This is a genomic window from Bacillus sp. JJ1773 (assembly GCF_036962035.1).
GTDB lineage: Bacteria > Bacillota > Bacilli > Bacillales > Cytobacillaceae > Cytobacillus.
This window is the reverse complement of sequence record NZ_JBALNX010000104.1, coordinates 1-14,386: the sequence shown is the minus strand read 5'-3', so window position 1 is coordinate 14,386 and position 14,386 is coordinate 1. Positions and strand designations below refer to the sequence as shown.

The following is a 14,386-nucleotide window of genomic DNA, read 5'->3' as shown; positions in this document are numbered from 1 at the left end:
GAATTAAACTGAGGGAGTGAAAGAAGAAAAGCCGCTTTTGCCCCATAGACCTATTGGAAAGAAAAATTAAAGTATAGGAACTTACGTTCGGGCAATTAGGGATCTTCCCAATGAATAATCTATTTAACTAAATAGAGTTACGGAGGCTATTCTTCAAGGGGAGAGTAGTCTTTTTTGGGCAAAAAGAGTATTCCTGAATGAAGAAGTATCTATTTTATAAGCTTTGATATATTTTATATCGCATCTTTATTAGACACTGTTATTCCATTTAAAAAACTTTTATAAGTTTGTTGTAAACTTTTTTAAGGGGTAAGACTCTTTAATATTGAAGGCATTGGAAAGGAGGAACTATGGATTCTAAGCTACTGTTGGAAATATACAATAAACAAGCAAAAATGATTTATTATTATTTGAAAAAGAACGGTTGTAGCCATGAAGATGCGGAAGATATTGTTCAAGAAAGTTATATGAAATATATCGTTTATAGTAGCGGTGTTCCTTCGGAGAAGGCCCTTTCATATATTTTTACCATTTCTCTGAATGAATTTAAAAAAATGTTAAAGAAAAAAGGGAAAGAACATGTGATTTCTATTGATGATCATCGCTTCTGGAATAATTTCGCGAATGACCAAAATACTGAATCTTTCATATTAAATATCGAAATGAATCATGAAATTGCGCTTACTTTAGAACGCATTCAAGAAGTCTATAAACAGCTTTTATTATTAAAATATGAACTTGAACTTAGTTATAAGGAGATCGCGCTAGTACTGGGAATGAAGGAAGAAACCGTTAGGACGTATTTATTTCGAGCTAGAAAGGAATTTCAAAAGATGTGGAGGTATCTTTATGAATAATAATTTAGATGATATTTTTGATGAGAAGAAAATAAAAAAGGCGATCAAAAAGGGAAAACTGAAGACAATGCTAACGATTGTTTTCGTTTCTATACTCGTATTTGTTGTTTTGAACATAGCCAATTTCGCTATTTCCGTTTTTTTTAGCCAAAAGGCATTTAAGCAATGGGATGCTTATGTCCGACTAAGTACTCCGAATGGCTATATAAGTGAAACAGTGGATTCACGTGGTTTTTTAGGAGGAATGAGCCATTATAAAATATCAAAGGATATGAAAATTAAATCCCTCGTTGTCGAACAAAAGCAATATCAATACGGTCTTATTCCATCTGTTCTGATTTCAAGGGGTTCAGGTGGCAGCATTGGAGTCACAGGAGAGGATTGGCAATTTGCCTATAAAGAAAATGGTTGGAGAGAAATGCTGTTTTTTCATCCAAAGGTTGCTTATAAAAAATATAAAAATGATGAAGAACTGATTAGTAGTATGCAAGGGGAAAAAATATATGAGGTAGCACTCTCCTTTGATAAGCCATACAAACTAAGTGAATTACCTTTTAATGAGCTTCCCGAAATGACTTGGTTTTGGGTAAACACTTATAGCAATAGCCAATTAAACACATTTCAACAAGAGGCGATTGAATATGATTGGTCTGCAACGTTTATTAGGGAGAATGAAGCATTAGGCTTCTCTATAAGAAACTCTTATACTTCTACGACAGATTTGGCATATGAATATGATGCGTTCCTAAAATTACTGAAAATGAGTACTTTCAACGAACACAAGAAAGTTTACAACGCTATGAAAGATATCAAAATAGACGATGTAGAAATATTAGGGGTAGTTGCTTATGGGACCAAGGATGAAATATTAGAAATAATCAAAGAGCCTAGCATCAAAGCTACTTCACTAGGAGGAGTCATTGATAATTTTTAGTGACTACACTAATGGCTCAGTATAGGGCATTACTACAAAACGGTAATGCCTTTCCTTATTGAAGTAATGGGGGCTTTAGCACAATAATTAAGGTGTTATTTTTGCAGCTTTTTCTCATTTTCCACTATTCAACAATCGGGCGCTTTTCTGAAATAAGGAAAGCGTCTTCTTCATGATAAGTGCCATTTAATAAAGGAAAAATATCAAGAAGAATTGATTACTAATGGGGTAATGATAATATGGTGTTGTAAAATTTGCACTTAAACTGGAAAAGAGTTGAATAAGGATTTTGATTATTATGGTATTCTTCATATAAGTATGTGGTTTGAACAAGATAGAATGAGAGGAAGCACGCTTTTTATGATTAAAATTGAAGGACGAAAAGTTGAGTTGAAAGAAGCTACTCAACAGGATATTGATGAATTATATTTTTGGAAATATGAAGAAAAGGAACAAGAAGCCAAGAAATGGAATGGTCCCTACATACCTGAACCTTACATAACGAAAGAACAATTTCAAATAGATTGGGAGAAAAACTATGAAATTGTCCCCAACATTCCCAATACACTAATCATTTTTGTAGGAGATAAGTTGATTGGAACAGTTGGCTCTTATTGGGTGGATAAAAACACTAATTGGTTAGAAACTGGTATCGTGATTTATGATAAAAATTTTTGGAATGGTGGTTACGGAACTGAGGCGTATAAACTTTGGATTGATTTCCTATTCAGTTCTACTGAATTGCATCGGTTAGGGATGTCAACTTGGTCAGGAAATATAAGAATGATGAAAGTTGCAGAAAAATTGGGAATGAAAGAAGAAGCAAGAATAAGGCAAGCAAGAATGGTGAATGGTGAATATTTTGATGCTATTAAAATGGGGATTTTACGAAAAGAATGGGAACGGTCTTCTTGAAGTAGTAGCTTTAGTAAAATAACAGAAGAGCTTTTATTGCAGTTTCACATATTTTTCAATATTCATTGATCTTTTAGCGGAAGAAGGAGTTCGGCTGAGTGATATAAAAGTTATAACAAAATGGGTATTTGATATGGCAGAAAGAAGGAAAGCAGGTACATTTAATGGAACAGGTCCGAATGATAAATTAACAATGGAAAAGCTATTATATATCTATGTGAAGCCGTTACCAATAGCTACAGCGAATTAGTATGGGCAAATGAACAATTTTTTATAGAGCACAATGCTTAGCCATGGACAGAAATGCCCTTATGGATTCCTGAGGACTTCTCATTAGAGTGTGAAACCAAACCTTGGAAAGGTTCTTTTTCCATCAATATCGAAAATGCAGTTCATGAGGGCCTTACCTCCCGGCCATTGGAAGAGACGATTGTTGAAGTTTATGAATGGCTGTAAGCAAGAGCGCAATCGAGCCTTAAAGCAGGGATTCACGCGAAAGAGAACGGAATCTGTTAGATGCTGGATTCAAAACGATTTTATTGGATTACAGAGAATGACATCTGGAGTCCATGTGGACGGTTCTTGTGGCCAGGATCTTTTTACTAGAAAACCGGTAGAACCGTCCCATTGGCATTTCTCATAGTTTCTTTAAATCATCATTTAATCTCCGGGCTTGATTTTTGAAGTAAAGGTAAAATGTGATCCAACAGATTGTAAAAGTGACGATGGAGATAAAGAGTGTTAACAAAATACTTTGTATCGTAAATGGAATCCATCCGATCGTAAGGGCCAAGATGAAGTAGAGGATCGTGACGGTTAAGAAATGGAAAATAGTCTGTTGAGAAAGCTTTAAAGTTCTGTTTTCATAGTACATAGAACTCACTGTAAAAAACCATCCGCAGAGAATAGAACCTATCGAGTTCTTCAAAAATAAGCTTCCATCTATCATTTCGAGACCGCCGAAAAGGATTGTTAAATTCGTGTAAAGCACCGCAATGAAGCCTCCAAAGAAAATACCGATGAAACTACGAAGTATAAATGTCTTCATTCTGTTTTCCTCCTATTAAATTTTAAAGCATCTTTTATCACAGGGACATAGGTACGAGACACGTACTCTTTCTTACCAGATTTGAAATAAACGCAGAGTGTACCATTGAATGAGGCTTCAAAATGGCTCAATTCATGTAAATTGGCAATAACCGATTTAGATAGGCGGATAAATTTATTAGAAGGAAGCATGGCCTCAAGCTCATATAACTTCTCTTTTAAAATAAATGAATCCGTCCCTGTTACAGCAACTACATGTTCTTTTTCTGTATGAAAATAGTGAATATCCACGGGTTTAAGAATATGCTGCATTTCACCTTTTTTGGCAATCAGGAATGGCTGTTCCCTTCCGTGAATGAAGTCAATTAGTTCCTTAATATTGTCGTCTAACTCAGGGCTTTCAATAGTAATCTTCGTTTCTTTAAATGCTTTATCGACGTTTAAAAAAAGTTTCAAATTTCAGACACCTCTTTTCACCAAAAATTATAAATGCTCCAGCACGCGATGTCTGTCAATACTTGTTCTTTTCATTCACTCCTCTCATCATCGCTCTAATCAAATTGTATGTGGATTTTCCAAGCAAGTCTGCACTATTCAAGTATGTGGCAGAAAAATGAAGGGTAACTTGAAGAAAATTGATAGTAACTTACATGAAAGGAGGCATGCACTGATTAGCGAAAAACATAAAATGAGCGCTATCTTTAAAGAAGCGCTCATTTTTCATTAAAGGGCTATATTCTGGAATAATACTTGATAAGGAAATGGGATATTTATGTAATATATATTGTTTTGTTAATATAGGATTTAGGTTGAGCATATTGGTGTTGTTCTATTGTTCAACACTTAAGGTTTAAATTTCTAAGTTGTTGACTAATGAATTCAAACCACTTATTTTTAGCTAAAATAAATGTTCCTATATTTCTATAATTAGTTTTAGCTATATACTCATCTAACTCATATCCATAGTGGCGAATTACATCTGACAGAAATTTCGTAGAGCTAATGAATAAGCTTAGCAATGGCTGTGTCGAAATGATTCCATCTTTTTGACGCAGCCCTTAACTGTTGTTGTCCAGAAAAAAACTCAACTCAAAAAACAATTCACAAGAAACATGTAGTCAACACGAAGAAAGCCTGCTATAATTGACACTTGCTCAAAAACGAAGTCTGTGTCTAGTGAGAATTGTTTTTTCAACTGCGTGAAGAACGCCATCGGTTGAGCCAAAGCAGTCTTCAAATACATATCACTGACTTCCGTTTTTCGTCTATGCAATCACGGAACCATGGTTTAAACCGGTTTTTTTGGTGCATACTTGAGTTAATAAATATTTATCTAAAAGGAGAATACTATCATGAGCGGCTATAACGCAGTAACAGCAAGAAATACGGAAAATGCTCCAAACGGTAACGGTCTATATTCACAAACTGTTGCTTTCTCTCATTACAATAATCTTTCAGCTCAATTACCTATCGAACCTAAAACTGGTAAATTGGTAGCAGGTGGCATTAAAGAGCAGGCTGAACAGTGCTTTAAAAACATTAAGGCAATTGTAGAAAGCATTGATCATGTTATGAGCGATGTCGTTAGAATCACTGTATTCGTTAAGAATATCAAAGATGTTGACGCTGTAGACGAAGTTTATAAAACGTTCTTCCCAACTTATGTTCCTTCACGGACAACAGTTGCAGTTGCAGCTTTGCCTATGGATGCTTTGGTGCAAGTTGAAGCACTTGTTTCACACGGTGAGGGTACAATTCCAAACGCGCCACAAGCAGGCGACCTCATTAAGCTTACAAATAATACGGCAAATGCACCAACAAGTCCGCTATCTACACAAACTGTGTCTTTCTCTCATTACAATAATCTTTCAGCTCAATTACCGATCGATCCGAAAACTGGCCGATTAGTAGTTGGCGGTGTAAAAGAGCAGGCTGGACAGTGCTTAAAAAATATTAAGGCAATTTTAGAAAGTATCGACGTTCCTTTTGACGATATTGTTAAAATTAATATCTTCCTTAAAAACCTATCGGATACTGAAGCCGTAAATGAAGTTTATAAAACATTCTTCCCAGACTCGGCTATCGCCAGAGCCGTAGCTTATGTCCCTGCACGGACAACAGTTGAAGTTTCAGCTCTACCTATGGATGCTTTGGTACAAATTGAAGCAGTGGTGTCACACGGAGATGGTACACCTCCACAAGCTATTGAAGACAGACATGGAATTGTTATATGGGCGAACAATACTGACAATGCACCAAAGTGTTCCCTATCTACACAAACTGTAGCGTTCTCTCATTACAATCACCTTTCAGCTCAATTGCCTTTGGATCCAAAAACTGGTGAAATGGTAGCTGGTGGTGTAAAAGAGCAGGCTGAACAGTGCTTGACAAATATTAAGGCAATTGTAGAAAGTATCAACCACGTTATGGACGATGTAGTTAAAGTAAATATCTTCCTTAAGAATATTGAAGATATGGATGCTGTAGATGAAGCTTACAAAACATTCTTCCCAGGCGGTGTTCCTGCACGAAGAACAGTTGGCGTATCAGCTTTACCTAAAGATGCTTTAATCCAAATCGATGCAGTTGTATCAAACGCAGAAGGAACACCTCGAAAAGCATAACAGGCATTTGTTTGTAAATACTGGAACTATCAAAGTTACTTGTTAATGCCGATGGTGAATGCGAAATCGCATATCCTATTCATAAAAAGGGGCTGTCTCAAATGAAAATCGAGACAGCTTCCTTTTTTTAACAGGCCAGATGAAAAAGCATCGAGATTTTAGCCGATTATGGCAGAAATCTAAGATGCTTTTTTAGTTTTCGGGCATAACAAAAAAACTGGGTTAGCTTGCGAATCTATGCAATTGAATTTTTATAGAGGGTGACACCTGAATTTTAAGTTTGGATACTTTTGTGAAGTTTGTTCCGTTTATAGCCAAAACACAGAAGCATAAACTCAACCTTCACACTTTGTTTCTCTCTTGTTAAAAATCTTCGAAATCCGTAATCTTCCTTCAAAACTCCGAATACACCTTTCACTTGGATTGATCGATTCTCCCGAGCGAGTCAGGATACGACTTTAAGTAAGGAAATACACTCTAAGTTAGAGCAAGGGGTAAAGCAACTCGATTTAACAACGATGGCAGATTTGAACAACTCTATATAAAAATCCTTGTGAATTACCGGTGGAAAAAAATGTGGATCTTCCTTCAGGGGACATAAAATCTTCGTTACTGCTGCATACTATTTTTATCAAAATATATTAATGAATTGAGGTTTTTGAAAATGGATGAAATGAGAACTACAAATCAAGTAGAAGAAGTAAATAAACACCTTAAAGAAATTCATAAGGAAGCCGAAGAAAGAAGAATTGAAAATCAGCCTCAAACTGGTAAAAACGAGAAAGCCATTGAGCCGTTTTGAGCCCATCAGACCTGTAGGAAAGCCTCCAGATCTGATTTGGGATACGAACGGCAAACCGAAGAATCTTATTGACCATAAATATCATAAGCAAAAAATAGCGTAGGAGAAATTTTTAATCTTACGCTGTTTTATTCATCGTTATGTCAGCAAATGTTTCAGCTGCAATATGGTTTTTATTTCGGATGATATCGGCGGGCGTTAACGCTCGCCTTTTTATATGGTACGGAGATTGTGAAAATTTTTTTTAAATTAATTGGAAGGCATACCCGATATAAAAAAACTATGACTATTATTCCAACACCTATCCTTCTTCATGAAAAGACAGATTGTAGAGAATCATTTAATGAAAAATTGGTATTTATCGATAAGATTGTGAAAGATTGTACTTAAGTTAAGGATGTAGAATAGTTCAAGAAAGATAACAAAAAATATTAGTAAATATGTTTGGCGTGAAAGGAAAAGTAATGGATAAGGTAAAACTTTATTTAAAATATCGAAAGAAATCATATCTTTTAAATACTGCACTTTTTATTGCAGGGTTCATAGTTGTTATTTTTATATTTGGACCTCCGAAGTATTATGTTATCCCTATTTTATCAATCATAACGGCTTATGTTTTTTTAGAGTTTGTAGAATATAAACGTTGGAAAAAAGAAAATTATTGAGTTTAGCAACCTCAACTAACGGGGCTATTCTTCAAGAAGGAGAATGGCTCTTTCTTATTAATGTAAATGGCAGGATAGTTGAAGAAAAAAAGGATAAAGTAATTAAAAAATTTTGAAAAAACATCAAAATGGAGGATGTTGAAGAAGTGGCTGATTATTACTATATGTTATTTTTGTCGCTTGTAATGGTAATTGGTTCAATCGCTATCATTATGTATTATTATAAAAAGCAAAAGAAACAAGGTAGTTCTTATAAAATGCCAATGAAAGAAAGATTTATTATCATTACTTTTACGCTGTTTTCAGTCATTTGTTTTATATACTCCATACGATTTTTACCAACTGTAATACTTAATCAAACTGAGGAATTTAAAGGAACATGTGATGTGTTTATTTTCGAAGGGATAAAAAGTGGAGGTGGTTTACAGGTTGAGTTTAAGAAAAAAATTATTGGTTTTTCTCGTCAAGGATATAGTGAAGACCAGGATGGAACTTATTACTGTGAAGTGGAATATTATCGTAATTCAGATATAGGAAAATCATTAAAAATCTATGATTTACATAACCATACATTAGTGAAGCCTAGATAATCTATTTATAACTTTTTATTCAACTAAAGGGTGCAATCCTTGAATAAAAAGGGATTGCTCATTTGCTAATTGAAGTAGGGCGGAAAACTTCATTGATTAAGATTGTAACTTTTTGTAATTTTATCCGTGTAACTGATACCGAACAGAATGCAGTAAAACTTACAATAGAGGAACTAGCCTTATTGAAGTAATGGGGGCGTTACTTTAAGATCCAGCTGCCAATTCAAGTGGCTTTTTTATTCAACTAAAGGAGCAGGATAGTTGATGAAAAAATGGTAATATGAAGATATAAGGAGGTTATTTTATGGTAATTCAATCAAATATGACTTCAAAAGCTATAACTGAAGTATGGGTAGATACAGTACAGGTTTTTCAAAAATACAAGGTTCTAATTACAAATAAAGCATTAAAAGAATTAGTTACAGACAACTCTCTACAAGTATTATTAACTGAATTAAATAATGCAGTAGGTAGTTCCACTGCAACTTGCATCGAAGGCGGCTGACAAATGCCATCTAAAAGGGAGTAGGTTACTCCTTTGATACAATTTCTATCAAGTGAAAGGCTACCGTTACTTTAATAAAGAATTTAATCATCGGAGGTATTTATGGGTTATTGTGAAGATATGAGAGAAATGATTGGGAATACACCACTAATATTTGTACGCCCGAGTGTAGCTATCATTAATAATCAAGGAGAAATTTTACTGAGCCGAAATGTAGGTGGAACTTGGACTATTCCAGGTGGAGTTTTACAAATTAACGAGTCAGTTGAAGAATGTATTAAAAGAATTGTCTTGGAAGAAATAGGATTAAAAGTAACGATGTTAAAATTGTTTGGTGTCTATTCTGGTAAGGAATTAATCAATCGAGTCGAGGAAAGTGGCGATGAATACCATCCAGTTGCAATTGGTTATTTGTGTACCGAGTATGAAGGAGAAATAACACCTGATAGCAATCAAGGAATAGAAGTACAATTTTTTGGATTAAATCAATTACCCGAAGAAATAGACCCTTTTATTAAAAACAAGTTAATTGGGTTAAAAGGTCAACTTGAAAAAAAGTCCTCTTATTAAGCTCACCGGGCGTTAGTTTAACAAGAAAGGTACATATGATCTTCCACAATTGGGCGCTTTTTTCTAGTAACATTTCCTGATTTAATGATCGCTGCTCACAAAGCAGTACTTGAAAATGCAGACGAAGATTTGTTTCGTCCAACTCATGAATCATATAAGTAATATAAATCTAAAAGTTTTACTAAAATGTGTGGTTCTGTTCAACAATCGGGCGCATTTCTAGACCAAGAAATGTGCCTTTCTTAATGAATCGGGCCAAATTATAGAATAGTGAAGGGAACCAACCAAGGAAGGATGAGATAAATGACTTTACTATTAAAAAATACGGATATAAAAGGCCTACTCTCCCCACAGGAACTAATTCCTGAATTAAAAGACGGATTTGAAAAGTACTCCATAATGAGAAACATTGATGGACAACGTGCAAATTCACCACTCCCGAACGATTATTCAAGTTCAATGATTATTTTTCCTGGTTTGTTAAACGAAATACCCGCATATACCGTGAAGGTTCACGCTAAGTTTCAAAATCAATCACCATCTATTAAAGGAGTAATTCATCTTCATGATTTAAATAATGGTGATTTGCTTTCAATTATGGATTCACCTTATTTAACAGCTGTTCGAACCGGTCTCTCTGGAGCACTTGGTACACATATACTTTCACATTCGAATGCTAGTAGAGTTACAATCATCGGTTGTGGAGTCCAAGGAGAGTTACAATTAAGATCATTAACATATTTTCGTAGCATCTCAAAGGTGTATGCTTTTGATCTAATTCCGGAAAAGGCCCGTTTGTTCGCCGATAAAATGAGAACGGAACTAAATATCCCTGTGTTTGCTTCTGAAAGTTTAGAAGAAGTTACTAAACAAGCAGAAATTATTATTTCTGCAACTTGGTCTGAAGAACCTTTTCTTTTTCCTAAAATGATACAGCCGGGTACACATATAACTACCCTGGGGGCAGATCAACCTGGAAAATGTGAGATCAGCGCCGAACTTATCCAACAATCGGTTTTTATTTGTGATGACATTGATCTTTCTGAAAAAATGGGTGCTATTGGTGGAGCTGGTCTGACAAGAAAGGATGTAGATCCCTATGAACTAGGAGAAGTTCTTGCCGGATATCGATCTGGACGCACTAGTCCAGAGGAAATAACGGTGTTTGGTTCCGTTGGTTTGGCATTTCAAGATCTTGTTGTTGCTTGGAATGTATACCAAAAGGCAATTGAAAAAGGAATAGGAGAAAGCTTTGATTTTAACTTGTAGAAAGTATGGATTTATTTTTGTTTGGTTTTATTATTCAACAAACGGGCGCTTTTCTGTAATAAAAGAACAGCGCTTATTTTCATTAAAGGGCCATTCAATGGAGGAATAATTTTTATTACATCTACATATAGGACTATAATATAATTTATGGTGAGGGGAGATGAAAAATGAAAAATGTAAACCACGTAATATGTGAAAAAAGATCCTATACTAGAGAGTTTACTTCTCACCAACATGAGTTTGGACAATTTCTATTTCCATTAAAAGGCTCCCTAGATATACAAACGAAGTGGCAAGAAATCAATCTTAACCCAGATTATTGTTTTTATATTCCTCCCAAGTTAGAACATAACTACTGTTCTTTGGATAGAAATGAATTCTTAATTTTAGATATTCCAATACAATATTTGCCATATAATACAAGTGACATGTACATACGGTTGGATCAACAATGGGGTTCTATCCGATATTTGCTATTGGAAGAAGCGAAGAGTCAGGAAAGCACATCCTCCTTAGTAGATTTGACAAGATATGTAACAAGTAAACTTCAAATTTCTAAGCCACTTTCTATTGAATACATTCATAAACATTATAAGGAGTCAATTAGACTAGAAACTTTAGCAAGGATTGAGCATTACCATCCAGTATATTATTCCGTATGGTTTAAGGATAAAACCGGTAAAAGCCCAAAAGTTTATATATCTGAACTTCGTTTGAATGAGGCCAAACATCTTTTGATTTCAACAGGATGGTCCATATCGAAGATTAGTGAAGAATTAGGTTTTGAGAATTCTTCGTCGTTTACTAGATGGTTTGTCCGTTGTGAGGGGCTGCCTCCTCAAAAATTTAGAAATCTTAATAATAGATAAAAAGGATATTAAACTTGGTATAGAAAATTTATTATGGAATTTTCTATTATAAGTTTATATTTCTTTTTATCTTTTTTTATTGGGGTGAACAAAATGAAGGAGAAATTAGCTCCTTTTTTAGTATTACTTGCTGCAATACTTTGGGGGACTACAGGTACAACACAGGCACTTGCACCTGAAACGGCACACCCGATTGCGATCGGGGCTACTCGCTTAGCAGTCGGAGGAATATTTTTAGTCATAATTGTTCTAATAACAGGAAAATTCAACTTTACAAATTGGCCATTTAAGACAACCATATCAGCTTCTTTGAGCATGGCATTGTATCAACCATTATTTTTCTCAGCTGTTTCAATTACAGGAGTGGCCATTGGAACAGTAGCAGCCATTGGGAGTGCGCCGATTTTATCAGGTCTCATAGAATGGTTGTTTTTAAAAATTCGCCCTTCTAAAGTTTGGTGGTATTCTACTTTTCTATCCATCTTAGGTTGTCTATTGCTCTTTGGCAACAAAGAATCAGCATATGTTAATCCTGTTGGAATCTTAATGTCATTAGGGGCTGGGTTATCCTTTGCAAGTTATACGATTATCAGTAGAAATTTGGTTGTAAACCATTCGTCTTTATCAGTAGTAGCAGTCGTTTTCACTCTTAGTGCAATCTTTTTATCCCCGTTTTTATTTATTTTTGATATGTCCTGGATAATGAGTTTCCGAGGTGTAAGTGTAAGTCTTCAACTTGGAATTGTGGCGACTGGTATCGCATATTTACTATTTGCCACAGGACTTATCCATGTCTCATCATCCAATGCAGTGACGCTCACGTTAGCAGAACCATTAACAGCAGCGTTATTAGGGGTTTTAATTGTGGGTGAATACTTAACTATTACATCTTGGTTTGGGATTTTCCTCTTAATGCTAGGAATCGGAATATTAATATGGCCATCCAAAAATTCTAGTGGCCAAAAGGAGCTTGAGATGGTTCAGAAAAGAGTGATATTAAAAAAATGATTAAAAGGTGGTTATATTCTATGGCAAAAATTGAGGATTTTTTTAAATTAGATATTCGTGTGGGCACGGTCATCAACGCCACACCTTTTCCTGAAGCAAGAAATCCTGCTATAAAACTACAAATTGATTTTGGAGAAGAGATCGGTATAAAACATTCTTCGGCTCAAATTACACGAAGATATTCATCTGAAACACTTTGTGGACGTCAGGTGGTAGGAGTAGTTAATCTCCCTCCAATGCGTATTGCAGGGTTTAAATCTGAGGTATTGGTAATAGGTGGGGTTCCGGAAGCGGGGGATGTTGTTCTTTTGAAACCCGATGAGCCAATTACAAATGGAACATGCATCTCATAATATTTGACTTAAAACAGGGATGCCTATTTATTCCTAAAAGCGCTAATAGAAACTGATTGTTATTCAATTATAGGGCGCTTTTCTGAAATATGGAAAACGTCTTTCTTCATGAAAAGGGCCATTTAATGGAGTAAGAATCTCAAGAAAAAATTGAATAATTAGGGTGTATATGAAAGATTGTTCTTAAACCAGTCTATTAATAAATTAAATTTTTATGGTAATATGATTACAAGAAATTATCCAATATTTGCTATAAAAAGGAGGAAAAAAAATAAAACAAACCTTTAATCTCAAATTAAATGTTTATTTACTACTTACAATCATTCCGTTATCCGTTCTTGGATATTATTTTGCCGTAAACATTGAATCACTGTTTTTCTTATACGAATGGCTTCTAGCTGCATTAGTCTTAATTTCAATACTATACTCCATTAAAAATATAGTATCAATTAGAAATGAGCTGAGGTGGGTAGCTATTTCTATTTTGGCTTTTTTAATTCAATTTTCAGTACTTGGATTATTTTTAGGACCACTAACACATTATCTAATGTTTTATCTTTATTATGTTTTTGCAATACTTTCTTTTGTTGTTTTTATAATAGCAATAAGAAAAAACAAAACTTTAAGAATTATCCCGATAATCTTTACTATAATAACAGGATTATTCACGCTATATATTTTGTTTTTAAATGCTTTGTGGGGAAATAATTTAAGTTAATACCAAAAAGGGTGGAAAATGATTAAATAATGAAAAAGGAATTAAGAAATTTTTTGACTGAGATCATAGTATAGGTATTCAATTATAGGGCGCTTTTCTGAAAAAAAGGAAAGCGTCTTTCTTCATGAAAAGGGCCAGATTGTGGAATAAAAGCAAAGTTGAAATAGCAAAGGTTTACAATTAAACTTTTGGAAAGAATAGTTTAAATATGCGAAAGGGGTATTCAAATAAATGAGTTTAGCTAGTTATATTGGTTGTAATGTAGAAATCTCCCTTAGTGATGATGATTATAATGATTTAATGTATATTGGAGATTGTTTTTCAAACGATTACAACAAACGAGACGTAAAAAAACACCAATTTACTACACCTTTTGTTTATGAGGTATCTAGTCACTGGGGAATTGAGATTTCAAAATATATGGATCAAAGAACAAGTATCAAATCGAAAAAGAAATTAATTGCATTATGTGAGATTATGGATAGTTATCTTGAAAAAGATGATTATTTTGAGCTTTTTAGTTGTTGGGTTGGTGAGGAAAAAGACAAACGAGTCGGTGAAATAACTTTAAGAATTGATAACCTTAATGTTGATATGATTGAAATGCCTGAAAAAACATTAGTACGAATTGAGAAATAACAACTTGTTCAACAATCGGGC

General features: G+C 34.4%; 16 protein-coding genes and 1 pseudogene. 14 read left to right on the top strand and 3 right to left on the bottom strand.

Annotation, left to right across the window (positions count from 1 at the left end; genetic code table 11):
- Window positions 1–350 precede the first annotated feature (350 nt).
- The 3 genes from V7127_RS23515 (at window position 351) to V7127_RS23505 (ending at window position 2,706) form a co-directional block, all read left to right on the top strand.
- Complete coding sequence (locus V7127_RS23515; protein ID WP_335490349.1) at window positions 351–857, top strand: RNA polymerase sigma factor; 507 nt, start codon at window positions 351–353, stop codon at window positions 855–857.
- Window positions 850–1,791: an anti sigma factor C-terminal domain-containing protein gene (locus V7127_RS23510; RefSeq protein WP_335490346.1), complete on the top strand. Its 942-nt coding sequence runs from the start codon at window positions 850–852 to the stop codon at window positions 1,789–1,791. The genes V7127_RS23515 and V7127_RS23510 overlap by 8 nt, the downstream gene beginning before the upstream one ends.
- A gap of 360 nt (window positions 1,792–2,151) precedes the next feature.
- The gene (locus V7127_RS23505) at window positions 2,152–2,706 is read left to right on the top strand and encodes a GNAT family N-acetyltransferase (RefSeq protein ID WP_335490352.1); all 555 of its coding nucleotides are present in this window, start codon (window positions 2,152–2,154) and stop codon (window positions 2,704–2,706) included.
- Window positions 2,707–3,343: 637 nt separating this feature from the next.
- Here V7127_RS23505 and V7127_RS23500 read toward each other — a convergent pair.
- A complete protein-coding gene (locus tag V7127_RS23500; protein WP_335490343.1) occupies window positions 3,344–3,754 on the bottom strand; it encodes a DUF3021 domain-containing protein in 411 nt (136 codons plus the stop codon).
- Window positions 3,751–4,209 (bottom strand): LytTR family DNA-binding domain-containing protein, encoded by a 459-nt coding sequence (locus V7127_RS23495; RefSeq protein WP_335490340.1) that lies wholly within the window; start codon window positions 4,207–4,209, stop codon window positions 3,751–3,753. The genes V7127_RS23500 and V7127_RS23495 overlap by 4 nt, the downstream gene beginning before the upstream one ends.
- Window positions 4,210–5,105: 896 nt before the next feature.
- On the opposite strand from V7127_RS23495, the gene V7127_RS23490 reads away from it, so the two are divergent.
- Complete coding sequence (locus V7127_RS23490; protein ID WP_335490337.1) at window positions 5,106–6,377, top strand: RidA family protein; 1,272 nt, start codon at window positions 5,106–5,108, stop codon at window positions 6,375–6,377.
- A 274-nt stretch (window positions 6,378–6,651) separates the two neighbouring features.
- Here V7127_RS23490 and V7127_RS23485 read toward each other — a convergent pair.
- Window positions 6,652–6,822 (bottom strand): annotated as a pseudogene (locus V7127_RS23485) (transposase); the annotation flags it as partial.
- 219 nt (window positions 6,823–7,041) lie between these two features.
- Between V7127_RS23485 and V7127_RS23480 the strand changes: the two are divergent.
- The 10 genes from V7127_RS23480 (at window position 7,042) to V7127_RS23435 (ending at window position 14,365) form a co-directional block, all read left to right on the top strand.
- Window positions 7,042–7,179, top strand: a complete 138-nt coding sequence (locus tag V7127_RS23480) for a hypothetical protein (protein ID WP_335490334.1) — start codon at window positions 7,042–7,044, stop codon at window positions 7,177–7,179.
- A 449-nt stretch (window positions 7,180–7,628) separates the two neighbouring features.
- A complete protein-coding gene (locus V7127_RS23475) occupies window positions 7,629–7,844 on the top strand; it encodes a hypothetical protein (protein WP_335490331.1) in 216 nt (71 codons plus the stop codon).
- Window positions 7,845–7,972: 128 nt separating this feature from the next.
- Window positions 7,973–8,434: a hypothetical protein gene (locus V7127_RS23470; RefSeq protein WP_335490328.1), complete on the top strand. Its 462-nt coding sequence runs from the start codon at window positions 7,973–7,975 to the stop codon at window positions 8,432–8,434.
- Window positions 8,435–8,738: 304 nt separating this feature from the next.
- Complete coding sequence (locus V7127_RS23465) at window positions 8,739–8,939, top strand: hypothetical protein (RefSeq protein WP_335490325.1); 201 nt, start codon at window positions 8,739–8,741, stop codon at window positions 8,937–8,939.
- Window positions 8,940–9,059: 120 nt separating this feature from the next.
- On the top strand, window positions 9,060–9,509 hold the full coding sequence (locus V7127_RS23460; protein ID WP_335490322.1) for an NUDIX domain-containing protein: 450 nt from the start codon (window positions 9,060–9,062) through the stop codon (window positions 9,507–9,509).
- A 303-nt stretch (window positions 9,510–9,812) separates the two neighbouring features.
- Window positions 9,813–10,778, top strand: a complete 966-nt coding sequence (locus tag V7127_RS23455; RefSeq protein WP_335490319.1) for an ornithine cyclodeaminase family protein — start codon at window positions 9,813–9,815, stop codon at window positions 10,776–10,778.
- A 167-nt stretch (window positions 10,779–10,945) separates the two neighbouring features.
- Window positions 10,946–11,647, top strand: a complete 702-nt coding sequence (locus V7127_RS23450; protein WP_335490316.1) for an AraC family transcriptional regulator — start codon at window positions 10,946–10,948, stop codon at window positions 11,645–11,647.
- Between the two features lie 93 nt (window positions 11,648–11,740).
- The gene (locus V7127_RS23445; protein ID WP_335490314.1) at window positions 11,741–12,655 is read left to right on the top strand and encodes a DMT family transporter; all 915 of its coding nucleotides are present in this window, start codon (window positions 11,741–11,743) and stop codon (window positions 12,653–12,655) included.
- Between the two features lie 20 nt (window positions 12,656–12,675).
- Window positions 12,676–13,008, top strand: a complete 333-nt coding sequence (gene csaA, locus V7127_RS23440) for a chaperone CsaA (protein WP_335490311.1) — start codon at window positions 12,676–12,678, stop codon at window positions 13,006–13,008.
- A 949-nt stretch (window positions 13,009–13,957) separates the two neighbouring features.
- Window positions 13,958–14,365 carry a hypothetical protein gene (locus V7127_RS23435; RefSeq protein ID WP_335490308.1) on the top strand — a complete coding sequence of 136 codons (408 nt, stop codon included), beginning with the start codon at window positions 13,958–13,960 and terminating at the stop codon, window positions 14,363–14,365.
- Window positions 14,366–14,386 lie beyond the last annotated feature (21 nt).